This window comes from Streptomyces sp. NPDC001514 (assembly GCF_053597075.1).
The window spans coordinates 62,909-87,468 of record NZ_JBSFHO010000038.1 but is presented as its reverse complement, the minus strand read 5'-3'; the positions used below and the strand labels follow the sequence as shown (position 1 = coordinate 87,468).

16 protein-coding genes are annotated in these 24,560 nt (G+C 68.8%); 5 read left to right on the top strand and 11 right to left on the bottom strand.

The features are described 5' to 3' along the window. Positions 1–494 precede the first annotated feature (494 nt). The 3 genes from ACWCXB_RS31155 to ACWCXB_RS31145 all read left to right on the top strand — a co-directional run bounded on the left by ACWCXB_RS31155 (position 495) and on the right by ACWCXB_RS31145 (position 4,873). Positions 495–1,721, top strand: coding sequence for a thiolase family protein (locus tag ACWCXB_RS31155; protein ID WP_450727114.1), 1,227 nt, complete (start codon positions 495–497; stop codon positions 1,719–1,721). Next, positions 1,718–3,847, top strand: coding sequence for a 3-hydroxyacyl-CoA dehydrogenase NAD-binding domain-containing protein (locus ACWCXB_RS31150; RefSeq protein ID WP_450727113.1), 2,130 nt, complete (start codon positions 1,718–1,720; stop codon positions 3,845–3,847). The genes ACWCXB_RS31155 and ACWCXB_RS31150 overlap by 4 nt, the downstream gene beginning before the upstream one ends. 120 nt (positions 3,848–3,967) lie before the next feature. Beyond that, positions 3,968–4,873, top strand: a complete 906-nt coding sequence (locus ACWCXB_RS31145; RefSeq protein WP_450727112.1) for a hypothetical protein — start codon at positions 3,968–3,970, stop codon at positions 4,871–4,873. Between the two features lie 31 nt (positions 4,874–4,904). Here the strand turns inward: ACWCXB_RS31145 and ACWCXB_RS31140 are convergent, their stop codons facing one another. Further along, positions 4,905–6,062, bottom strand: coding sequence for a hypothetical protein (locus ACWCXB_RS31140; RefSeq protein WP_450727111.1), 1,158 nt, complete (start codon positions 6,060–6,062; stop codon positions 4,905–4,907). 114 nt (positions 6,063–6,176) lie between these two features. On the opposite strand from ACWCXB_RS31140, the gene ACWCXB_RS31135 reads away from it, so the two are divergent. After that, entirely contained in the window at positions 6,177–6,563 is a 387-nt protein-coding gene (locus ACWCXB_RS31135; protein ID WP_450727110.1) for an NTP pyrophosphohydrolase, read from the top strand. Here the strand turns inward: ACWCXB_RS31135 and ACWCXB_RS31130 are convergent. The 10 genes from ACWCXB_RS31130 to ngcE all read right to left on the bottom strand — a co-directional run bounded on the left by ACWCXB_RS31130 (position 6,539) and on the right by ngcE (position 20,109). Then, positions 6,539–8,023 (bottom strand): glycosyltransferase family 39 protein, encoded by a 1,485-nt coding sequence (locus ACWCXB_RS31130; RefSeq protein ID WP_450727109.1) that lies wholly within the window; start codon positions 8,021–8,023, stop codon positions 6,539–6,541. The two genes, ACWCXB_RS31135 and ACWCXB_RS31130, sit on opposite strands and share 25 nt — an antisense overlap. 81 nt (positions 8,024–8,104) lie before the next feature. Further along, on the bottom strand, positions 8,105–9,613 hold the full coding sequence (locus tag ACWCXB_RS31125) for an amino acid permease (RefSeq protein ID WP_450727108.1): 1,509 nt from the start codon (positions 9,611–9,613) through the stop codon (positions 8,105–8,107). A gap of 173 nt (positions 9,614–9,786) precedes the next feature. After that, complete coding sequence (dxs, locus tag ACWCXB_RS31120; protein WP_450727107.1) at positions 9,787–11,709, bottom strand: 1-deoxy-D-xylulose-5-phosphate synthase; 1,923 nt, start codon at positions 11,707–11,709, stop codon at positions 9,787–9,789. A gap of 180 nt (positions 11,710–11,889) precedes the next feature. Next, positions 11,890–13,185, bottom strand: a complete 1,296-nt coding sequence (locus ACWCXB_RS31115) for a sugar ABC transporter permease (protein WP_450727106.1) — start codon at positions 13,183–13,185, stop codon at positions 11,890–11,892. Further along, complete coding sequence (locus ACWCXB_RS31110; protein WP_450727105.1) at positions 13,182–13,970, bottom strand: ATP-binding cassette domain-containing protein; 789 nt, start codon at positions 13,968–13,970, stop codon at positions 13,182–13,184. The genes ACWCXB_RS31115 and ACWCXB_RS31110 overlap by 4 nt, the downstream gene beginning before the upstream one ends. Positions 13,971–14,149: 179 nt before the next feature. After that, positions 14,150–15,262: a substrate-binding domain-containing protein gene (locus ACWCXB_RS31105; RefSeq protein ID WP_450727104.1), complete on the bottom strand. Its 1,113-nt coding sequence runs from the start codon at positions 15,260–15,262 to the stop codon at positions 14,150–14,152. Between the two features lie 120 nt (positions 15,263–15,382). Then, a complete protein-coding gene (locus ACWCXB_RS31100; protein WP_450727103.1) occupies positions 15,383–16,582 on the bottom strand; it encodes an ROK family transcriptional regulator in 1,200 nt (399 codons plus the stop codon). Positions 16,583–16,757: 175 nt separating this feature from the next. Further along, the gene (locus ACWCXB_RS31095) at positions 16,758–17,696 is read right to left on the bottom strand and encodes a carbohydrate ABC transporter permease (protein ID WP_450727102.1); all 939 of its coding nucleotides are present in this window, start codon (positions 17,694–17,696) and stop codon (positions 16,758–16,760) included. A gap of 15 nt (positions 17,697–17,711) precedes the next feature. Then, positions 17,712–18,644, bottom strand: a complete 933-nt coding sequence (locus tag ACWCXB_RS31090; protein WP_450727101.1) for a carbohydrate ABC transporter permease — start codon at positions 18,642–18,644, stop codon at positions 17,712–17,714. Positions 18,645–18,675: 31 nt separating this feature from the next. Continuing rightward, on the bottom strand, positions 18,676–20,109 hold the full coding sequence (gene ngcE, locus ACWCXB_RS31085; RefSeq protein ID WP_450727100.1) for an N-acetylglucosamine/diacetylchitobiose ABC transporter substrate-binding protein: 1,434 nt from the start codon (positions 20,107–20,109) through the stop codon (positions 18,676–18,678). A 505-nt stretch (positions 20,110–20,614) separates the two neighbouring features. On the opposite strand from ngcE, the gene ACWCXB_RS31080 reads away from it, so the two are divergent. Next, positions 20,615–24,433, top strand: coding sequence for a GH92 family glycosyl hydrolase (locus tag ACWCXB_RS31080; protein ID WP_450727099.1), 3,819 nt, complete (start codon positions 20,615–20,617; stop codon positions 24,431–24,433). The last annotated feature ends 127 nt before the right edge of the window (positions 24,434–24,560 follow it).

Below are 24,560 nucleotides of genomic sequence, written 5' to 3'. Positions count from 1 at the left end.
TTGTGGCGCGCGGCATGGGCGATGACTGGTGGGTCCGGGGTTTGCGCGCGCCGTAAATCATGCCGTCCCGGATACGAGCCCCGGAGCGGACCCGGACGGCACCGACCCGGCACGGGGCACCCCCGACCACCCAGCCCGTCCGGCGCTTGAGGACGGACACCCGGGTCGCGCCCGCGGTACCGGGTGCACACCACGGACACCCCGGCCCACCCAGCGGAACCGGGTGCACACTCAGCCCGCCGGCCGGCGCCGCGGTACCGGGTGCACACTCAGCCCGTCCGGCGCTTGAGGACGGACACCCCCGGATGCGCACCCGGCGCCGGGTAGCCGGGCGAGCCCGGGGTGAGGGGCTCGGGCCCCTCGCGTGTGACGTTCGCCGCTACCGCCGTGAGGGGTGGGCAACATGGTTACCCACAAGTAGCATGAGGGAAGCAAGCGCGCGCTTAGCCGCGTGCCCGCAGCAGTGCCATCCCGCACCCTGGAGGAGAGCCATCGTGCCTCGTACCATCAGGGACGTCGTCTTCGTCGACGGCGTCCGCACCCCGTTCGGCAAGGCGGGCCCGAAGGGCATCTACCACGAGACCCGCGCCGACGATCTCGTCGTGAAGGCCATCCGGGAGCTGCTGCGCCGCAACCCGGACCTGGACCCCGCGAAGATCGACGAGGTCGCCATCGCCGCGACCACGCAGATCGGTGACCAGGGTCTGACCATCGGCCGTACCGCCGGCATCCTCGCGGGTCTGCCGCAGTCCGTGCCCGGCTACTCCATCGACCGCATGTGCGCCGGCGCCCTGACCGCCGTGACCTCGGTCGCCGGCAGCGTGGCCTTCGGTGCGTACGACATCGCCGTCGCCGGCGGCGTCGAGCACATGGGCCGCCACCCGATGGGTGAGGGCGTCGACCCGAACCCGCGCTTCGTGTCGGAGAAGCTCGTCGACGAGTCGGCCCTGTTCATGGGCATGACCGCGGAGAACCTGCACGACCGCTACCCCTCGATCACCAAGCAGCGCGCCGACGAGTACGCCGTGCGCTCGCAGGAGAAGGCCGCCAAGGCGTACGCCAACGGCAAGATCCAGCAGGACCTGGTGCCGATCTCGGTGCGCCGCACCAACCCCGAGGCCGGCGAGACGGGCTGGGGCCTGGTCACCGCCGACGAGCCGATGCGCCCGGGCACCACCCTGGAGAACCTCTCCGGTCTGAAGACCCCCTTCCGCGTCCACGGCCGTGTCACCGCCGGAAACGCCGCGGGTCTGAACGACGGCGCCACCGCCTCGCTCATCGCCTCCGAGGACTTCGCCCGCGAGAACAACCTCCCGGTGAAGATGCGCCTGGTCTCGTACGCCTTCGCGGGTGTGGAGCCCGAGGTCATGGGCTACGGCCCGATCCCGGCGACCGAGAAGGCCCTCGCCCGGGCCGGCCTGTCCATCGAGGACATCGGCCTGTTCGAGATCAACGAGGCCTTCGCCGTCCAGGTGCTGGCCTTCCTCGAGCACTACGGCATCGCCGACGACGACGCCCGCGTCAACCAGTACGGTGGCGCCATCGCGTTCGGCCACCCCCTCGCCTCCTCCGGCGTGCGTCTGATGACGCAGCTGGCGCGGCAGTTCGAGGAGCAGCCGGAGGTCCGTTACGGCCTCACCACCATGTGCGTCGGCTTCGGCATGGGCGCCACGGTGATCTGGGAGAACCCGCACCACAAGGACGCCGGAGGCAACAAGTGAGCACCACCGCTGAGCTCCTGAAGGGCGCGGCCGAGCTGTTCCCGGACGAGGTCGTCACGCAGGCGCACGTGCGCCACCTCGACCTCCCGGGCGGCGCCGGGAAGTTCGCCCTCATCACGCTGGACAACGGCTTCGACCACACCAAGCCGACCACCTTCGGGCCGCAGTCCCTCGCGAACCTCAACATCGCGATCGACCAGGTCGAGAAGGAGGCGGCCGAGGGCGCGATCGTCGGCGTCGGCATCACCGGCAAGCCGTTCATCTTCGCCGTCGGCGCCGACCTCAAGGGCGTCGAGCTGCTGAAGCAGCACTCGGACGCGCTCGCCATCGGCAAGGGCGGCCACGACGTCTTCAAGCGGCTGGCCTCCCTCGCCGTCCCGACGTTCGCGTACTACAACGGCGCGGCGATGGGCGGCGGTGTCGAGGTCGGTCTGCACTGCTCGTACCGGACCGTGTCGAAGGCCCTGCCGGCCTTCTCGCTGCCCGAGGTCTTCCTCGGCCTCGTCCCCGGCTGGGGCGGCTGCACGATCCTGCCGAACCTGATCGGCGCCGACCGTGCGGTCTCGGTCATCATCGAGAACTCGCTCAACCAGAACAAGCAGCTCAAGGGCTCGCAGGTCTTCGAGCTCGGCATCGCCGACGCGATCTTCGAGGGCGCCGACTTCCTTGAGCAGTCGCTGATCTGGACGGCGTCCGTCCTCAAGGGCGACACCGTGGTCGAGCGCGCCGAGGTCGACCGCGGTGAGGCCTGGGACCAGGCCGTCGCCCGCGGCCGGTTCATCGCCGACTCCAAGGTGCACGGCGCGGCCCCGGCCGCGTACCGCGCCCTCGACATCATCGAGGCGGCCAAGGACGGCGACCTGCAGAAGGGCTTCGACGCCGAGGACACCGCCCTCGCCGACCTGATCATGGGTGGCGAACTGCGTTCCGGCATCTACGCCTTCAACCTGGTGCAGAAGCGCGGCAAGCGTCCCGCCGGTGCCCCGGACAAGAGCCTGGCCCGTCCGGTCACCAAGGTCGGCGTCGTCGGCGCCGGTCTGATGGCCTCTCAGCTGGCGCTGCTGTTCCTGCGCCGCCTGGAGGTCCCGGTTGTCCTCACGGACATCGACCAGGAGCGTGTCGACAAGGGTGTGGGCTACGTCCACGCCGAGATCGAGAAGCTGCTGGGCAAGGGCCGGATCAACCAGGACAAGGCCAACCGCCTCAAGGCCCTGGTGACCGGTGTCCTGGACAAGGCCGAGGGCTTCGCGGACGCGGACTTCATCATCGAGGCCGTGTTCGAGGAGATGTCGGTCAAGCAGACGGTGTTCGCGGAGGTCGAGGCGGTCGCCCCGGCGCACGCGATCCTCGCCACCAACACCTCCTCGCTGTCCGTCAGCGAGATGGCCTCCAAGCTCCAGCACCCGGAGCGCGTGGTCGGCTTCCACTTCTTCAACCCGGTCGCGGTGCTGCCGCTGCTGGAGATCGTCCGCGGTGAGAAGACGGACGACGCGTCGCTGGCCACCGCCTTCGGTGTCGCGAAGAAGCTGAAGAAGACCGCGGTCCTGACGAAGGACGCCCCGGCGTTCGTCGTGAACCGCATCCTGACCCGCTTCATGGGCGAGATCCAGAACGTCATCGACGAGGGCACCCCGGTCGCCACCGCCGAGAAGGCGATCGAGCCGCTCGGTCTGCCGATGTCGCCGCTGGTCCTGCTGGAGCTGGTCGGCCCGGCCATCGGTCTGCACGTGTCGGAGACCCTGAACCGCGCCTTCCCGGAGCGCTTCACGGTGTCCCCGAACCTGAAGGCCGTCGTCGAGGCCGGCAAGCGCGGCTTCTACGTGTACGACTCCGGGAAGCCGGAGCTCGACCCCGAGGTCGCCGCGCTGCTGAAGCAGGGTGACACGGTCCTGACGGAGGAGCAGGTCCGGGCCCGCGTCCTGGACGCGGTCGCGCAGGAGATCGGGCTGATGCTGGAGGAGGGTGTCGTCGCCGAGGCGCAGGACATCGACCTCTGCCTGATCACGGGCGCCGGCTGGCCCTTCCACCTGGGCGGCATCACGCCGTACCTGGACCGTGAGGGCGTCAGCGAGCGTGTGAACGGCAAGAAGTTCCTGGCGCAGGGCGTCGCGAGCGTGCCCGCGTAACACCGCCGGCTGCACAGCGCAGGGGCCGTACGGGATCCGTCCCGTACGGCCCCTTCTGCGTACCCGTCATGTGATCGAACGGCGGCGTCCGCCGCGCCTGCTGGATATCTTGGTGTTGCTATGACCGCTGACCGGACATCCGAGGCCGACGGGACCGGCCACCCGGCGACCGGTGCGGTGGACCTGGAGCGCCGGATCGCGGAGTACACGTCACGCTTCGGCGAGGACAGCGGCTACCGCCGGCCGTCCCGCGACGACCGGCGGACGGTCGCGCAGGGCGTCGGGCTGCTCCTCGACGGCCATCGTGAACGGGCCCGGCAGCAGCTGTCCGCCGTGGACTTCGAGATCCGTACCGTCACCGACAGCGCCACGGGACGGCGGTACGCGGAGATCGCCGACCGCGCCGAGGACGCCCCGTCGCCGCGGGGCTGGGGACGGGTCTACGTCGATCTGGACACACCTGCCCGGTGGTCCGTGCAGGTGCCCCACCCCGTCGCCGACCAGCGCACCGAACAGCTCGGCGTGAGCGTGCTGCGAGGCTCGCGCGGCGGCGTCATGGTGGTCGCCGGTGCACATCGCCGGGCGGGCCGTGCGGACGTGGCCGACGTGGCACACCGCACCGACAGCGTCTTCGACGCCGTCTGCGACGAGCTCGCCGAGCGGGGGCTGCCGGGCGTCCAGCTGCATGGGTTCGCCGATGACTCGGCACCCGGCTACGACGTCATCGCGTCCACGGGCGACGACGAGCCGGCCCGCCCGGAGGGGCGCGCTCTCGCCGAGGCCCTGGCCGAGGCCCTTCGCGAAGGCGGCTTCGACGTGTGCCGGGCCTGGGCGCGCTCGTGCCCGCTCGAAGGCAGGAGCAATGTGCAGGGCCGGAAGGCGGCGGAGGAAGGTGTCCCGTTCCTGCACATCGAGTTCAGCAACGCGGTCCGCACCTCCCGCGAGCAGGCGGTGCGCGCGGCGGAGGCTGTCACCGCCGTCACGGCGGCGTGGTCCACGGACCCGGCGGGCCGCCGGACGGGCTGAGTCCCTGACCGGACGGCAGAGAGCAGACGGCTCAGACGGCCGTCCACGCCTCCATCGCCAGACCCGACTCGTCCTTCTGCCGGGTGACCCGCAACGTGCCGTCCGCCCCGAGCGCGGCCAGCACCACCCGTCCGTTCGCGTCGATCGCGAGGGCCGGTGCGCCGACGCACGGCTCCCCGGTCGCGGTCCACACCACGCCCGCCGACTCGTCCTCGGTCGGGTATGCGGCCAGTGTCGGGCGCCCGTCCGGGCCGAGCTGGGCCAAGATCGTGCAGTCGTGCCCGTCGACCGGCGTACGCAGCACGGCGACCGGGCCCGTACCCCCGGTGCCGCCCAGTGCGACCGGCTCGGACATGCCCTCGCGCCAGGCCTGCACGGTGCCGGTGTCGGCCTCGCGCCAGAAGTGGGTCAGCCGCCCGTGGCCGGTGCGCTCGGCGCTCAGTGAGTCGGGTGCGACGGACGCCTCGATGTCGTCGGCCCGCTCGAACGGCGCTCCCAGGGCATCGTGCACCCACCGCAGGACTCGTCCACGCGTCACGGCGACGACCTCCGTGAGACCGGCATCGGTCAGGTTCACGCTCGGCCGCCCCAGCACATCGCTGCCCTGGAGGTCGGCCCACGACCCCCATCGTCCGTTCAGCGACTGGGGGCGATGGGACACGCCTCCACCGGCGTTCCGGAAGAACACGTGAAGTGCGCCCCGGGGGTCGACGAGAGCCGAGGGGAGGCCTATTCGGCGGGCCCGCTCCTTGTCCGTCGGATACGGCGTGCCCATGCCGTGCCACTGTCGCAACGGGCGGCCCGACTGGTACTGCATCGAAGACGTCAGCTCGGTGACGCTCGGACCGTCCTCGGCGACACTGCGCTGCATCCCGACGAAGTGCACATAGCCGTCGGTGCCTTGTGCGATGGCCAGGTAGCCGAGCAGGTCGGGTACCTGGAAAGGCAGAGGGCCCTCCCACTCGGGTCCGCCGGGCCGGGTCTCGGTCCAGCGCAGGAGGCCGCCGGCGCTCGGCGCGTACGCGGAGAGGCGGCCGTCCTTGCCGCGCAGCAGCCAGTCGGCGGTCGGCGGCAGGGAGGGGTCCGCCGGGAGCGACGGCGTCGCCCCGGCCGTGGAACGCGACTGCTTCCGGGGCCGCTGGGCCTCGTCCGTCCGCCGCTTCGATCTCCGCGCAGACCGCAGTGCCATCGCCCGTTGCCACCTTCCCTGAGCGCCGTGCGAGCGCTTGATTCACGTGACGATAACACTTGCCGAAGGACCGGATCCCGGCGGCGGGAGACTGGTCTGTGCCACCCTCCTGACATGCGGATTCTCTTGATCGTCGATGCCGCGAACGTGGTCGGCTCGGTCCCTGACGGCTGGTGGCGGGACCGTTTCGGCGCCACCGAGCGGCTACGGGACGGACTCGTTCCGTTTGCCCGGGAGGGCATTCCCGGACATCCGGGCCCGGCCGAGGTGGTGCTGGTCGTCGAGGGCCGGGCCCGGGGGGTGGCGAGCCTCCCCGAGGTACGGGTCGAGTCGGCGCCCGGGAGCGGGGACGACCACATCGTGGAGCTGGTCAGGGCGGCCCCGGACCGTACCCGCGTCGTGGTGACGGCCGACCGGGGGCTGCGCGAGCGGGTCGAGGCCCTCGGGGCCGAGTGCGCCGGGCCCAGGACCGTACGTCAGCCGCCCGGCGAGCGTACGTAGAGGACCGCGCCGTCGACCTGGTCCGGGAGGGGCTCGTAGCGCCCGGCCAGCAGCCGGCGCAGCGTGGGCAGGTGCTCGGGGGCGTACGGCTTGCCGCGCGAGTCGTCGACGATCAGCGTCGGCGGCCGCTCCCGGAGCTCGGCCACGAAGACCGGCCAGGCGCCCGCGACCCCGTGCTTCTCGCCCACGTGCGGGCCGTCGCGCCCGCCGCTGTAGTTGGTGAGCAGCCCGGCGGTGAGATAGCGGCTGGCGGGGGTGCGGTCGGCGAGCCAGTACGTCTCCGGGTGCATGCCCCACAGCAGCACCCGCTCCGCCGGGGTCGTGCGGTGCCGCACCTGGGCGGCGAGCCGGTGCGCGTGCGCGAGCTCGGACCGGGGTGCCAGCAGACCCCAGGTGAAGAAGAGGGCGCAGGCGGCCGCCGAGATGAGCAGCGCGGTCGCCAGCCGGTCGCGGGGCAGGACGTGCAGGGCGGCCGCCGCCAGCAGGGCGAGGGGCGGGAGGAGCTGCAGATAGTAGTGGCCGAAGAAGTGGAGGCCGGCGAGCACGGCGGCCACCGATGCGGCCAGCCAGAGCCAGAGGTCGACGGCCCCGGCCCTGGCGGTCCTTACGACGCGGACGACGGGCGGGATCAGTCCGGCGCAGGCGGCGCAGAGCAGTGCCGTGTTCGCCAGAGCCCGGAGGAGGACGTGGAGTTCGGAGCCGGTGAAGGTGGCGTACGCGCCGGAGCCCGTCACCGTCCAGAAGAGAAAGCCCGACGGATCGGTCAGCAGGGCCGCGCCGAGCACGGGGAGCACGACGGCGAGGGCCAGCCGCATCAGGTCCGCTCGCTGCGGGGAGCCGCGCCAGAGGAGCCACAGCACGGGTACGAGGACGGCCGCGCCGGTCTGTTTCACCAGGAACGCCCCGGCGACGGCGAGCCCCGACCCGGTCCAGCGGCCCCGGCCGGCGCACCACACCGCCGCGGCCGTGAACGGCAGTATGAAGATCTCGAAGGTCGCTGCCTGCGCGTCCTCGGGGTTGAGCCCGATCGACACCAGCAGATAGAGCACGCCCGCGGTCCGTCCGGCCCGGTCGCCCCAGCGGTCGCGGGCGGTGGCGGCGAGGGCCGCGGCGGTGAGCAGCTGGGCGAGGATCGCGAGGACCTTGAGCGGGTGCAGCGAGTCGTCGCCGAAGACCGCGAAGCACGCCTCGTACAGCCAGGGCAGGAGCGGGGGTTTGCGGTCGACGACGGTCTCGTACAGCGTTCCCCCGTCGGCGAGTATGCGGGCCTGGACGGCGAGGTAGCCCTCGTCCGGGTTCCACAGCGGGTGCCGGAAGGAGGGCAGCCGGGTGACGACCGCGAGCACGGCGAGGACGGGGAGCAGCCGCCGCCAGTAGCCGGCCGGCCTGCCTTCTCGGGCGGTGGCCGTGGCAGCGCGTGCGGATGAGTACCGTAGCGATGGCGGCGGCTCGGCGAGCATGCGATCACATTAGGTCCCCGTATGTCCCGTTGTAGGGGGACATACGGGGATGACGGGATTCGGGTGCGCGGGACGGGCCCTCTAGTACAGGGCGTCCTTGCCCGCCTTGCCGAGGCGGCTGTGGCCGCGCCCGTACAGGAAGTAGACGACGATGCCGATCGCCATCCAGATGGCGAACCGTACCCATGTCTCGGCCGGAAGGTTGAGCATGAGCCAGAACGAGGCCGCGATGGACAGGATGGGGACCACCGGCACCCACGGGGTACGGAAGGCGCGGTGCAGGTCGGGCCTGGTGCGGCGGAGGACGATGACGCCGAGGGCCACGACGACGAACGCGAAGAGCGTGCCGATGTTCACCAGCGCCGCGAGGGCCTCGAGACTGGTGAAGCCCGCGATGAAGGCGATGATGACGCCGAGCAGGATGGTGGCCCGGTAGGGCGTGCGGTACCGCGGGTGGGTGATGGAGAAGAAGCGCGGCAGCAGTCCGTCACGGCTCATCGCGAAGAACACCCGGGTCTGGCCCAGCAGCAGGATCATGCAGACGGTGATGAGGCCGACGATCGCACCGAGGCTGATGGCACCGGCGAAGAAGGGCTGGCCGACTGATTTGAAGGCGTCGGCGAGCGGGGCGGTGGCCGACATCTGCGTGTAGTGCTGCATGCCGGTGACCACCAGTGTCACGGCCACGTAGAGCGCGGTGCAGATGAACAGGGAGCCCAGGATGCCGCGCGGCATGTCCCGCTGGGGGTTCTTGGTCTCCTCCGCGGCGGTGGCGACGACGTCGAAACCGATGAAGGCGAAGAAGACGATGGAGGCCGCGGTGAAGATGCCCATGATGCCGAAGTTCGTGGGCGCGTAGCCGAACAGCACCTGGACCAGCGGTGACGCGAGGCTGGTGCCTGCGGGCTGCGGCTCTGCCGGCGGGATGAACGGCGAGTAGTTGGCCGACTTGATGAAGAACAGGCCCGCGATGATGACCATCAGCACGACGGTGACCTTGATGGCGACCACGATCGCGGTGATCCGGGCGGACAGCTTCATGCCGAGGACCAGGATGACGGTCAGCAGCAGGATCAGCAGGAAGGCCAGCAGGTCGAAACTGCCTCCCGCGTCGCGCCCGGAGAGCGCGGCAGGCATGTCCCAGCCGAGATTGGTGCTCATGAGGCTGCGTGCGTACCCGGACCAGCCGACCGCCACCACGGCGGTGCCGAGGGCGAATTCCAGGACCAGGTCCCAGCCGATGATCCAGGCGGGCAGCTCGCCGATGGAGGCGTACGAGAACGTGTACGCCGAACCGGCCACCGGCACGGTGGACGCGAACTCGGCGTAGCAGAGCGCCGCGAGGGCGCAGGCGACGCCCGCGGCGACGAACGCGAGGGCGGTGGCGGGTCCGGCGTTGTCCCTGGCCGCGATGCCGGTGAGGACGAAGATGCCCGTACCGATGATGACGCCGACGCCGAAGACGGTCAGGTCCCAGGCGGAGAGGGATTTCTTGAGCGCGTGCTCGGGTTCCTCCGTGTCCCGGATCGATTGTTCGACCGTCTTGGTCCGGAACATTCCGGAATCGCTTGACTGCTGGTCCGTACTCACCGGCGTACCTCCGTACCCATGGCCGTAAGCCCATGATCGAGAGGGGCGGGGAACCTCGCCCGCGCTGCCGGTGCGATTCACACGAAAGGACCGGCCGGAGCCCTCTGGGGGTGCTCCGACCGGCCCAATGCGTACCCGGGGTGATCCCGGGCGGAACGCCGACGGGGTGCGGGTCAGTCGCGCGCGGGCTCGGGTGTCTGTGCGGGGTCGTCGTCGAGGCGGCCGTCGAGCTTGGAGACCAGCCCGGTGACCTGCCGCGCGATGTCCGGCGCGGTCAGCCCGATCTCGGCCAGGACCTCCTTGCGGGAGGCGTGGTCGAGGAAGCGCGGCGGGATGCCGAAGTCGCGCAGCGGTACGTCGACACCGGCGTCGCGCAGCGCCTGGGAGACGGCGGAGCCCACACCGCCGACGCGGCTGTTGTCCTCGACGGTGACGACGACGCGGTGCTGCTCCGCGAGCGGGGCGAGCGCCTCGTCGACCGGCTTGACCCAGCGGGGGTCGACGACCGTCGTGGAGATGCCCTGCTTGTCGAGGAGGTCGGCGATCTCCAGGCACATCGGGGCGAGCGCGCCGACCGAGACCAGGAGGACGTCGGGCCGGTCCGTGCCGGGCCGGCGCAGGACGTCCATGCCACCGATCCGGCCGACGGCCGGGACGGCCGGGCCGACGGCGCCCTTGGAGAAGCGGACGACGGTCGGGGCGTCCTTGACCTCGACGGCCTCGCGCAGCTGGGCGCGGACCTGGTCGGCGTCGCGCGGGGCGGCGAGCCTGAGCCCCGGGACGACCTGGAGGATCGACATGTCCCACATGCCGTTGTGGGACGCGCCGTCGGTGCCGGTGACACCTGCCCGGTCGAGCACGAAGGTGACACCGCACTTGTGCAGTGCCACATCCATCAGCACCTGGTCGAAGGCGCGGTTGAGGAACGTCGCGTAGACCGCGAAGACGGGGTGGAGGCCGCCGGTGGCGAGGCCGGCCGCGGAGACCGCACCGTGCTGCTCGGCGATGCCGACGTCGTACACCCGCTCGGGGAAGGCCTTGGCGAACCTGTCGAGGCCGACCGGCTGCAGCATCGCGGCGGTGATCGCGACGATGTCCTCGCGCTCCTTGCCGAGCTCGACCATCTCCTCGCCGAAGACGGAGGTCCAGTCGGCGCCGGAGGAGGCGATGGGCAGGCCCGTGTCGGGGTGGATCTTGCCGACGGCGTGGAAGCGGTCGGCCTCGTCCTGGAGGGCGGGCTGGTAGCCGCGGCCCTTCTCGGTGAGGCAGTGGACGATGACGGGGCCGCCGAACCGCTTGGCGCGGGTCAGGGCGGACTCCAGCGCGGCGATGTCGTGGCCGTCGATGGGGCCGACGTACTTGAGGCCGAGGTCCTCGAACATGCCCTGCGGGGCGATGAAGTCCTTCAGGCCCTTCTTGGCGCCGTGGAGGGTCTCGTAGAGCGGCTTTCCGACGACCGGCGTGCGGTCGAGGATCTCCTTCGTACGGGCCAGGAAGCGCTCGTAGCCGTCGGTGGTGCGGAGCGTGGCCAGGTGGTTGGCGAGGCCGCCGATCGTCGGGGCGTAGGAGCGCTCGTTGTCGTTGACGACGATGACGAGCGGGCGGTCCTTGGCCTCGGCGATGTTGTTGAGCGCCTCCCAGGCCATGCCGCCGGTGAGGGCGCCGTCGCCGATGACGGCGACGACGTGGTCGTCCTTCTTCAGCACCTCGTTGGCCTTGGCGAGCCCGTCCGCCCAGCCGAGAACCGTGGAGGCGTGCGAGTTCTCGATGACGTCGTGCTCGGACTCGGCGCGTGCGGGGTAGCCGGAGAGGCCGCCCTTCATCTTGAGCCTGGAGAAGTCCTGGCGGCCGGTCAGGAGCTTGTGCACATAGCTCTGGTGGCCCGTGTCCCAGAGGACCTTGTCCTTCGGGGAGTCGAAGACACGGTGCAGGGCGATGGTCAGCTCGACCACGCCGAGGTTGGGACCGAGGTGTCCACCGGTCTTGGAGACGGCGTCCACGAGGAAGGTCCGGATCTCTGCGGCCAGCTGGTCGAGCTGCTCCGGGCTGAGCCGGTCCAGATCGCGCGGTCCCTTGATACGGGTCAGCAGCGCCACCCGTGCCTCCTTGCGTGTGAGCTGGTCGAGCTTGGCAACGATTGGTCGAGTCTAATGTTCCGCTCGCGGCCGCCGTCATCGGGCGGTGCGTTGAGCGTCACGCCTTCGGGCGACATGACATCGGACACACAGCAGTGCCCGGCGCCGGTTCCCCGGCGCCGGGCACTGTGGCGGATGTCGCTAGGCGCGGCCCGCGGTCTTCTGCGTCTTGCGCGTGACCGAGTCGATCACGACGGTGGCGAGGAGAACGCCGCCGGTGATCATGTACACGACGGGCGTCCGGATGCCTTCCAGCGCCAGCCCGTACTGGATCGAGACGATCACCATGACGCCGAGCAGGGCGTTCCAGGTACGACCACGGCCACCGAAGAGGCTGGTGCCGCCGATGACGGCCGCCGCGATGACGTTCATCAGCAGGTCACCACCGCCGGCGCTCTGGTTGGCCGCCGCGATCTTGGAGGCCCAGAACAGACCGCCGATGGCGGCGAACATACCCGCGATGGCGAAGATCGAGATCCGGACCGCCGTGACGTTGATACCGGCACGCCGGGCCGCCTCGACACTGCCGCCGAGGGCGAAGATCTTGCGGCCGTACGCCGTGCGCCGGAGCACGAAGTCCGTGATCACCAGCACGGCCAGGAACAGCACCAGCGCGAGCGGCAGGCCCTTGTACTGGTTGAACATGAACGCGGCGGCGAAGGCGACGACGGCCAGCAGAACCGTACGGAACACGATGTCCGCGAGCGGCCGGGACGGGATCCCGGCGGCCTCACGGCGGCGGCTGTCGAAGAACGCCGAGAGGAAGAAGCCCGCCACCGCGACCGCGGCCAGGCCGTACGCGGCCGCCACGTCCGAGAAGAAGTACGTGGTCAGCTGGGCGACCGCACCTTCGTCGTCCAGGTTGATGGTGCCCTGGTCGCCGAGGAGTTGGAGCATGAAGCCCAGCCAGAAGAGCAGCCCTGCCAGCGTGACGGCGAACGCGGGTGCACCGATCCTGGCGAAGAAGAAGCCGTGGAGGGCTCCGATGGCCGCGCCGCTCGCGATCGCGACGAGAATGGCGAGCCACTCGTTCATCCCATGAGTGACTGTCATGACGGCGACGATCGCGCCGGACACTCCGCTGACGGAGCCGACAGACAGGTCGATCTCGCCGAGCAGCAGCACGAAGATGATGCCGACGGCCATCATGCCGGTGGCGACCATCGTGACGGCGATGTCACTGAGGTTCTTCGCGGAGAGGAACTGCGAGTTCAGGCTCTGGAAGATCACGCAGATGAGGATCAGACCGATGACGACCGGGATCGAGCCCAGGTCACCGGCGTGCAGCTTGCGCTTGAACTCCGACACGTAGCCGGCGAAGCCCTGCTCGCGGACCAGCAGCCGGGGGTCGACCGCGGTGACCGCGTCGTGGGCGGCCTCGGGGTTCACGACTTCGTGCTCGCTGCCGATGGGGGCGGAGGTCTTTTCGGTGCTCACTTCTTCGCCTCCGAGGTGCGCGCCGCACGACGGGTCACCGCGTTGTCGGTGGCGCCGGTGATGGCGGAGATGATCTCTTCCTGAGAGGTGGACTTGACGTCGAAGACGCCGTTGTTCCGGCCGAGCCGGAGCACCGCCACCTTGTCCGCGACGGCCTTCACATCGGCCATGTTGTGGCTGATGAGGATGACCGCGTGGCCGCGCTCGCGCAGCCGCTCCACAAGGTCGAGCACCTGTGCGGTCTGCTCGACGCCGAGGGCGGCGGTGGGCTCGTCCAGGATGACGAGCTTGGGCTCGCCGAGCATCGAACGCGCGATGGCCACGGTCTGGCGCTGACCGCCGGAGAGCGAGGCGATCGGGATACGGACGCTGGGGATGCGGATCGAGAGCGTGTTGAGAAGCTCGCGGGAACGGCGCTCCATCTCGACCTCGTTGAGGACGCCGCGCTTGCGGAGCTCCCGGCCGAGGTAGAGGTTGCCGACGACGTCGATGTTGTCGCACAGCGCGAGGTCCTGATAGACGGTCGCGATGCCCAGGTTCTGGGCGTCGTGCGGCTTGTTGATCGATACGGCCCTGCCTTCCCATTCGATGACGCCCTCATCGATGGGGTGGACACCGGCGATCGTCTTGACCAGCGTGGACTTTCCGGCGCCGTTGTCGCCCACGAGGGCGATCACCTCGCCGCCGTGGACCTCAAGCTCTACGTCGGTGAGCGCCTGAACGGCACCGAACCGCTTGGAGACCCCGCGCAACGCCAGCACGGGCGTAGCGGACACGTGAACCATCTCCTTCGCCGCCTGACCGGCGGGGATACCGCGCCGGAGGGGTGGCGCGATGGCTGAGCAGTAGTGAAAGGGACTGAGGAGAAGCGTTTCTGTCACGGTGCCCCGCCCCGATAGCGGGGGCTGGATGTGGGGCGGGGGCACCGGACAGGCTTCGGGTGACCTGTGTGAGGTCGTACGACCTACTTGAGGCCGAGCGCGTCGCAGGCGGTCTTGTACTTCGCGGTGCAGATGTCGGCGACGGTGTAGACGCCGTCCTTGATCACGGTGTCCTTGATGTTGTCCTTGGTCAGCGAGACGACCGGGACGAGCACCGAGGGGATGTCCTTGGTGGTGGGGCTGTCGACGCGGGCCGTCTCGATGGAGCCGAGCTTCTCGCCCTTGGCGAGCTTCACGGCCATCTCGGCGGCGGCAGCGGCCTCCGGCGCGTACGGCTTGTAGACGCTCATGAACTGCTCACCCGCGACGATGCGCTGCACGCCGGCGAGCTCGGCGTCCTGGCCGGTGACCGGCGGGAGCTTGGAGAAGCCGGCGGCCTTCAGGGCCGTGATGATGCCGCCCGCCATGCCGTCGTTGGCGGAGTAGACACCGATGATCTTGTCCTTGCCCAGGGCCGTGATCGCCGCCTCCATGTTGGCGTTGGCGTTCTCCGGCTTCCACTCCTTGGTGTCGTACTCCTTGCCGACGTTGACCTTGCCGTCGAGCTCGGAGTGCGCACCCTTCTTGAAGAGAGCGGCGTTCGGGTCGGTGATCGCGCCGTTCATCATCACGATCTGGCCGTCCTTGGCCTTGGCGCCCAGCGCCTCCAGCAGCGCCTTGCCCTGGACGTGGCCGACCTCTTCGTTGTCGAACGAGGTGTACGCGTCGATCGGGCCCTCGGCGAGGCGGTCGAAGGCGACGACCGGGATGCCGGCTTCCTTGGCCTTCTTCACGCTGCCGGCGATGGCCTTGGAGTCCACCGCGTCCACGATCAGCGCGTCGACCTTGTTGGTGATCATGGTGTCGACCTGCTGGGTCTGCAGGGTCGCGTCCTGCTTGGCGTTGGCGTAGACGACCTCGGCCTTGCCGTTCGTGAGCTCGCTGATCTTCTTCTCGATGAGCGGCTTGTCGAACTTCTCGTAGCGCGCGGTCTGGTTCTCCGGGAGCAGGAGACCGATCTTGAGGGCGTCACCCTTCGCGGCACCGGTCTTGGTCCCGTTTTCCCCGGACTCCTTGGCGCTGCCACAAGCGGCGAGGGACACGGCCATCGCGGTGGCGGCCACAGCCACGGCGGCACGACGCATCTGCGTGTTCATTCAGAAACCTCCCTGACGAGGCCGCGTCCTTGCGGCCGAGGTGGCTGGAAGTCAACTCGGCCGCCAGGCCGACGTCAAGGAGTAAATCCTTAACGAGATGACAACGGTGCCATCCGTTATCTAAGTGAAGGCAGGCGCCCCGGCGGAGACCGAGCTTTCCAAAAGTGTCGAATCGCCCATTTCGCTGAGTACGAGTGCCAGCGCGCCCAGCACCTCGGCCCGTCCGCCCAGCGCGCCGGGGAGGACGGAGAGCTGGCGGGCCGCGCTGGGAATCGCGTACCGGGAGACCGATTCGCGGATCGGTGCAAGGACCAATTCTCCCGCTTCGGCCAGATTTCCGCCCAGGACCACCCGGCTGGGGTTGAGCAGGTTGCACAGGTTCGCCACACCACTGCCGATGTGCCGCCCCACGTCGGCGATCACCCGGCGGCAGCCCGGGTCCCCCTCGCGCGCCAGCTGCACGACGCGCTCCATGGTCAGGTCCGGGCCGTGGCTGGGCTGCAGCAGCGGCAGGACGTAGCGGGCGGCCGCGAAGGTCTCCAGACAGCCGCGGTTACCGCAGCGGCAGACGGGCCCCGACTCGTCCAGCGTGATGTGCCCGATCTCCCCGGCCGTGCCGCCCGGCCCCCGGTAGATCTGGCCCCCTATGACCAGCCCGGCGCCGACGCCGCTGCCGACCTTGATGTACGCGAGATCCCTGACCCCGCGCCCGCTCCCCCAGACCAGCTCGCCGAGCGCACCGAGGTTGGCGTCGTTGTCGACGTACACGGGCACACCGAGGCGGTGCGAGAGCTCGTCACCGGGGTTGATCCCGGACCAGCCCGGCAGGATCGAGGTGGAGCCGAGCGTCCCCGACTCGACGTCGATCGGTCCGGGTACGCCGAGACCGACGCCGATCACCTTGTCCCGCCCGATCCCGGTCGTCTCGACCAGCCGCTTGACCAGCTGCTCCGCCCGGTCGAAGCCCTCGGCGGACGAGGCGTCGACATCCAGCGGCTCGGACTCCTCGGCGAGCACCTGATGGGCGAGGTTGCCGAGGGCGACCCGCAGATGGGTGTGGCCGAAATCGACGCCGATGACGATACCGGCGTCGCCGCTGAGCGAGACGCTGCGGGCCCGGCGGCCGCCGGACGACGTCGGGGTGACATCGACCGTGCCGCCGTCCTTCAGTTCACGAACGATGTTGGACACCGTGGCGGCGGAGAGGCCCGTGCTCCTCGCAATCTCGGCCTGGGTGAGCGAACCGGCCATGCGCACGGCACGTACGACCCGCTCGAGATTGGCCCGATGCAGAGATGTCTGCGACCCAGGAGTCTCCATCGACTCACACACTCCCGCTCTTTACTCCAACATGTGAACTCTAAGGGGAGCCTTTCGGGCCGCTCCCCGTCAAGACCTGAGCAAGCGCGGAACCGCCCGCCGGCGGCTGCCGACGGGCGGGTGGGCATGAGGCGGCGAGGCATGCGTGCGCCGCGGGCGGGTGCGGGGCGGGCGGCTACTTCAGCGTGCCCGCCGTGAGGCCGGCCTGGACCTGCCGCTGGAAGGAGAGGTAGACGACGACCACGGGCAGGATCGCCACCGTCATACCCGCGAAGATCACTGGCAGGTCGCCCGCATAACCCTGCTGCTGGTTGAGCAGCACCAGGCCCTGCGTGAGCATCGAGCGGTCGGGGTCGAAGCCGCTCTGCTGCTGCATGAGCACCAGCGGCAGGATGTACTGGTTCCACTGGCCGAGCAGGTTGAAGATGCCCACGCTGATCAGGCCCGGCTTGGCCATCGGCACCATCACCTGGAAGAAGATCCGGGTGTGCGAGGCTCCGTCGATCACCGCCGCCTCGTGGATCGCGGTCGGCAGCGTCCGGAAGAACGCGTGCATGAAGAAAACCGTGAACGGCATGGAGTAGGCGACGTAGACCAGGATCAGTCCCTGGTACGTATTGAGCATGCCGAGCTGTTTGACGAGGAAGTACAGCGGGATGAGCCCGAGGTACACCGGGAACATCGCGCCGGCGATGAAGAAGTAGTAGATGGCGCGGTTGCCCCGGAAGTTGTACCGGGCCAGTACATAGGCGCCCATCGATCCCAGCAGCATCGTCAGCGGCACGGAGAAGACCAGCACGATGACGGTGTTCAGGAAGTACGAGCCGATGTGGCCCTTGGTCCAGGCCCGCGAGAAGGCGTCGAAGTTCCAGTTGGAGGGCCAGGACCAGGAGCTGGCGCCGATCTCCGCGTCGGTCTTGAAGGAGCCGAGCAGGATCCAGATCAGCGGCAGGATGATCATCACGGCCCACAGGATGAGGAAGCCGTGCGAGAAGACGTTGAGGACCCTGCCCTCGCCGTCGCCGCCGCGTCCGCCGGCGGCCTGCTTGCCTGCGCCGCGCTGGGCCGGCACGGCATCCTTGGTCACGCCGTCGATGGTCGGTGTAGTGGACATTCGCGTCTTCCCCGCTCAGTACTCGATGCGCTCGCGGCGGCTGGCCCGCAGCGTGACGACGGACAGGATCAGCGTGAGGAGAAGGATCACCACGCCCATGGCGCAGGCGTAGCCGCTCTTGCCGAACACCAGGAAGTTGCGCATGAGGTAGGTCGCCATCACCTCACTGCTGTGGTCGGGCCCGCCGCCGAAGCTGTTGCCCGGCGTCATGACCGAGATGAGTGCGAAGCAGTCCATGGCACTGATCGCGAGATAGACCCAGGAGGTCTGCACCGTGTCCCACAGCAGGGGCAGCGTCACCTTGAAGAAGGTCTGGGTGCGGCGGGCACCGTCGAGCAGTGCCGCCTCGTAGATCTCCTTCGGGATCGACTGCATGGCCGCCGAGAACAGGACGAGGTAGAAGCCCACGCCCCACCACAGGAGCACGAAGGCGACGCACCACAGCACCAGGTTCGGGGAGTTGAGCCACTCGACGGGCTGCTCGGGGTCCGAGATGCCGAGCTTGATCAGGGTGCCGTTGATGAGACCGGCGACATCGCCGCGGTAGACCGCCCGCCAGAGGATGGCCAGGATGACCACCGACAGGACGTGCGGCAGGAAGAAGACGACCTTGTACAGACCGGAGCCTTGGACACCCCGGATACCGGCCTCACCACCCCGCCCGCCCACGTTCACCATGAAGGCGAAGAAGAGGGCGAGCAGGATGGTGGCCAGGGGCAGGGCCAGCAGGAGCAGGAAGTTGTTCCACAGCGCCTGGAGGAAGACGCTGTCGGAGAACAGCTCCGCGTAGTTGTCGAGACCGACGAAATTCATCTGCGCGGACTGCCCGCGCCAGTTCGTGAAGGAATATCCGAAGGTCTGGACGTACGGCCAGATCATGAAGATCAGATACAGGCCGAGCGGTCCGATCAGAAATCCGGCGACAAACCGGTTCTTGCCCTTGTGCATATGACTCTGCCCCTGGTCGCTGCGGGAACGGCTACGAACGCTTGTTGTTCTTGCTCGCCGGGTCCTTGGCGGCCTTGTCGACCGCGGCCTGGCACCGCTTGAGCCATTCCTTGGGCTGGATACGCTTGGCCATCAGCTCGGCGGACGCCGTGCGGATGGACTCGTCCATCTCGCTGTACCAGTTGATGTAGTAGTAGTCGAACGTGTTGGCGCCGGCCGCCGTGACCGCGTCGATCGCGGACTTGGTGCCGGGCCGCAGCTGGACCGAGGTGTCCACGCCGTCCTTGACGATGGTCAGCGAGTTCGCCTGCTGGGCGAAGATCGTCGACCACTCCTTGGACAGCATCCGGCGCATGAATTCGAGGCCGCCGGCCTTGTTCTTCGCCTTCTCCGGGACGATGAACGGCTCGCCGGCGCCGGCCCGGATCGCCTCGAAGGGCAGCTTGCTGCCCGGCAGCAGCGGCATCGGCAGGAACTTCATGTCGAAGTCCGCGGGCGTCTGCTTCAGCTGCTCGTTCTCCAGCCAGGATCCCGAGGGGATGAAGACGGCCTTGCCCTTGTTCCAGGCGGTCTGCGACTCGATGTGGTCGAGCGAGTTGGTGCCCGGCATGAGCAGGCCCTTGTCGACGATCTCGTAGACCGCCTCGATGGACGCCTGGGCGGCCTCGCTGCCGACGAAGGCCTTCGGGTCGAGGTTGTCGATCGCCTTCATCGCGTCCAGACCGCCGGTCTTGGCGATCAGGTCCATGATCATGACGTTGATGTAGTACGGGTGCTTGCCCTGGTGGGCGAGACCGCCGACGCCTGCCTGTTTGGCCTCCTTCATGATGGCGAGGAAGTCGTCCCAGGTCTTCGGCACCTCCCAGCCCTTGTCCTTGAAGAGCTTGCCGGAGTACCACATGCCCCAGACGGTGTAGATGTAGTTCAGCGAGTACATCCTGCCGTCGAAGTTGCCCTTCTCGGCGGTGCCCGGGATCAGGATGTCCCGGACCTTCTTCGACGGGTCGTCGTACGCCGGGGCGTCGAGCAGCTCCTCCAGGTTGGCCAGCTGGCCGTCCTTGTAGAGGGTGTCGAGCTTGATCTGCTGGGCGCCGGAGTTGTCGATGACGTCCGGCGGGTTGCCGCCGACGAAGCGGGGCTGGAGCTTGCCGGTGATCTCCTGGGTGCCCAGGTGGGAGACGTTGCCGCCCCAGGTCTTCTTGTACTCCTTCTCCCACGCGATGGCGTACTGGTCGCCGAAGCCACCCTTGAAGATGACGACGTCGAGGACACCGTTCTTGGCGACGCCGAACGGGTTCTCCTTGGTCACCTCACCCTTCTGCTTGGACTGATCGTCGCCGCTGCTGCTGGCGCAGGCGGACAGGAAACTCATCGTCGGAACGGAGATCAAGCCCAGTACGGCGGAACGCTTGATCAGATCGCGACGGCTGAGGCCCTCATTGTTGTGGGCGGAGGTGGATCCCATGCTCAAGTCCTCGCCTTCTCCAGGACTCAGGCGGTGTACCGGTCGCCCGTCCTTCTCGCCTGAGGCGAAGGGCCCCGCCACCGCGGTCATTTGCTGAAGCTCGGGTTGTGCAGAGGTGGTTCACAGGTGGTTCAGAGGTGCTGCGGCGGAACGGAAGTTCCGCGCGGGAAAGTCAATGATCCCGACGTCCGCGCCGCCCCCATCCCTGCCCGCCCGCCGTGTCGATGCGGCGAGTCGGACGCCGACAGGTATAGTCCACTTCCCGCCAAGGGAGCAAGATCGAAAGCAAGGTTCGACCGCAAGCTTTCCCGAGTTGAGACCTCGGGGACAGGAGAACACTGCCCGGATGGATTCCACCGGCAGAATCTCATCGAAACGGCTGATTCCGAACGCACCACACCGTCAACACCCTTGACACCATGCAGCACTTGCCTCCCTACTGGACCCTGCGCCATGCACATGACAACGTTGTCCAGCATCGCTTCGGTGGGAGGAAAGGCTCGGTATGCAGCCCAGACCCAGCCCTCGGCACAGACACGCCCGCACGGCCGCCCTGGTGGCGGCCGCTTCCCTGTTGGTGGTGGCGGGGCAATCGGCCGCCGTCGCACTTCCCTCCCAACCCGCCGCGCCGGCCACGGAATTCACCACGTCGTTCGAAGCCGACGAAGCTCAGCCCGATTGGCGTAATACCGTCGAAACGGGGCTCGACGGAAGAAAGCGGTCATCAGGTGTCGACGGCGGCTTCGCCTCCGGAATACCCGGAAATGTGACGGACAAGGTCGTCGAACTGCGGGCGAGCGGCGAAAACACGGGCGCCGGTGAGACCAAGGAGAATCTGGTCGATCTCCAGCCGTCCACCAAATGGCTGACCTTCACCCCGACGGCCTGGGTCGAATTCGACATGGACGCCCCGGTCAAGGTCGTCACCTACGCGCTGACATCGGCGAACGACTTCGACATCCGCGACCCCAAGGACTGGACCCTCAAGGGCTCGGCGGACGGCAAGGACTGGAAGGTCCTGGACACCCGCGAGGGCCAGACCTTCGAGAAGCGCTTCGAGACGAAGACGTACGACATCGATACGGCGAACGCCGCCTCGTACGCCCACTACCGGCTGGAGATCACCGCGAACAACGGCGCGTCGGACATCGTCCAGCTCGCCGACGTCCAGTTCTCCGACGGTGACACGAGCACCCCGGTGCCGGAGGACATGCGCAGCCACGTCGACCGGGGCCCCGCCGGCTCCCCCACCGCGAAGGCCAACGCCGGCTTCACCGGTAAGCGCGCCCTGAGGTACGCGGGTGCGCACAAGCCGGACGGCCGCGCCTACTCGTACAACAAGGTCTTCGACGTCGACACGGCCGTGGGGCGCGACACGGAGCTGTCGTACCGGATCTACCCGTCACTGCCCGAGACGGACCTCAACTACCCTGCCACCAACGTGTCGGTGGATCTCGCCTTCACGGACGGCACCTATCTGAGTGATCTCCGGGCGGTCGACGCGCACGGCGGCCTGCTGACGCCGCAGGGCCAGGGCGCCGCCAAGCGGCTCTACGTCAACCAGTGGAACCAGGTGGCCTCCCGGATCGGCTCCGTCGCCGCAGGCAGGACCGTGGACCGCATCCTGGTGGCGTACGACTCGCCCACGGGCCCGGCGACGTTCCAGGGCTGGATCGACGACCTCCGCATCGCCCCCAAGGCGCCCGAGAAGCGCCTCGCGCATCTGTCGGACTACGCGTCGACCGTCCGCGGCACCCACTCCAGCGGCTCGTTCTCGCGCGGCAACACCTTCCCGGCGACCGCGGTCCCGCACGGCTTCAACTTCTGGACGCCGGTGACCAACGCGGGCTCCCTGAGCTGGCTGTACGAGTACGCGCGCGCCAACAACGCGGACAATCTGCCCACCGTGCAGGCGTTCAGCGCCAGCCACGAGCCGAGTCCCTGGATGGGCGACCGGCAGACCTTCCAGCTGATGCCGTCCGTCGCCGAGGGCACACCGGATCCGTCGCGCACGGCCCGCGCCCTTCCCTTCCGTCACGAGAAGGAGATCGCGCGCCCGCACTACTACGGTGTGACGTTCGAGAACGGACTGAAGGCGGAGATCGCCCCCACGGACCATGCCGCCATGATGCGGTTCACCTATCCCGGTGAGAACGCGGCGGTGCTCTTCGACAACGTCACCGACCAGGCCGGCCTCACGCTCGACCCGGGGACCAGCTCCTTCACGGGCTACTCCGACGTCAAGAGCGGCCTGTCCACGGGCGCCACACGGCTCTTTGTGTACGGCGTCTTCGACGCGCCCGTCACCTCGTCCGCCGCGCAGGGTGTCAAGGGCCATCTGCGCTTCGACGCCGGCGCGGACCGTACGGTGACATTGCGCATGGCAACGTCACTGATCAGCATCGACCAGGCGAAGAAGAACCTCGCCGCCGAGATCCCGGAATCGTCGAGCTTCGGCCGGATCAGGGACCGGGCGCAGGACGCCTGGGACGACATCCTCGGCCGGGTCGAGGTCGAGGGCGCCACCCACGACCAGCTGGTGACCCTCTACTCGTCGCTCTACCGGCTGTACCTGTACCCGAACTCGGGCTTCGAGAAGGTCGACGGCCAGGACAAGTACGCCAGCCCGTTCTCGCCGCAGACCGGACCCGACACCCCGACCCACACCGGCGCGAAGATCGTCGACGGCAGGGTGTACGTCAACAACGGGTTCTGGGACACCTACCGGACGACCTGGCCCGCGTACTCCTTCCTCACCCCGAAGAAGGCGGGCGAGCTCGTCGACGGCTTCGTCCAGCAGTACAGGGACGGCGGCTGGATCTCCCGCTGGTCCTCCCCCGGTTACGCCGATCTGATGACCGGCACCTCGTCGGACGTGGCTTTCGCCGACGCGTACGTCAAGGGCGTGCGCGGCTTCGACGCGGAGGCGGCGTACGAGGCCGCGCTGAAGAACGCGACCGTCGCACCGCCGACCCGGGGCGTGGGCCGCAAGGGCATGGAGACCTCGCCGTTCCTCGGCTATGCGTCCACCGAGACGCACGAGGGCCTGTCCTGGTCGCTGGAGGGCTATCTCAACGACTACGGCCTGTCGAAGATGGCCGACGCCCTCTACGCCAAGACCAAGAAGGCGCGCTACAAGGAGGAGTCGGCGTACTTCCTCAACCGGGCCCGCAACTACGTCGCTCTCTTCGACTCCAAGGCCGGCTTCTTCCAGGGCCGTGACCTGAAGGGCGACTGGCGCATTCCCTCGGGGCAGTACGACCCCCGCGTCTGGGGCTACGACTACACCGAGACGAACGGCTGGGGGTACGCCTTCACCGCACCCCAGGACTCGCGCGGCCTGGCCAATCTGTACGGCGGCCGCTCGGCGCTCGGAAAGAAGCTGGACACCTACTTCGCCACGCCGGAGACGGCGTCGCCCGAGTTCGTCGGCTCGTACGGCAGTGTCATCCATGAGATGACGGAGGCCCGGGACGTACGGATGGGCATGTACGGGCACTCCAACCAGGTCGCCCACCATGTCACCTACATGTACAACGCGGCCTCGCAGCCCTGGAAGACCCAGGAGAAGGTGCGCGAGGTGCTCTCCCGCCTCTACACCGGCAGCGAGATCGGGCAGGGCTACCACGGCGACGAGGACAACGGCGAGCAGTCCGCCTGGTACCTCTTCTCCGCGCTCGGGTTCTACCCGCTGGTGATGGGCAGCGGTGAGTACGCGATCGGCTCGCCGCTCTTCACGAAGGCCACCGTGCATCTGGAGAACGGCCGGGAGCTGGTGGTCAAGGCTCCGAGGAACAGCTCGCGGAACATCTATGTGCAGGGTCTGAAGGTGAACGGCTCGTCCTGGAACTCCACCGCGCTGCCGCACTCGCTGCTCGCTCGCGGCGGCACGCTGGAGTTCGCCATGGGACCGAAGCCGTCGAGCTGGGGCACGGGCAAGGACGCCGCGCCCGTCTCGGTCACCAAGGACGACAAGGTGCCCTCGCCGCGGCGCGACGCGATCAGCGGGACCGGGACGCTCTTCGACAACTCCTCCGGTACGGAGGCGGTGGTGGAGACCGTCGAACTGCCCGTCGCGCCGGGCACCCGCGCCGTCCAGTACACGCTGACCTCGTCGGCACGGGACGAGGCGCCGGCCGGCTGGGTGCTGCAGGGTTCGCGCGACGGCACGACGTGGACCGATGTGGACAGGCGGTCGGGTGAGTCGTTCGCCTGGGACCGGCAGACCCGCGTCTTCACGGTCACGCATCCGGGGACGTACGAGCGCTACAGGCTGGTGGCCGACACCTCAGCGGTACTGGCCGAGGTCGAGCTGCTCTCGTAGCGGAGGAGCAGGAGAGGACCCGAGGGCCGTACCCCGTGACGGGGTACGGCCCTCCGGCCTTGGCGCTTCCGCGCGGAGCCGGCCCCGGACGGGGTGAAGCAGACGAAGGGGGGCACCCTGCCCCGGA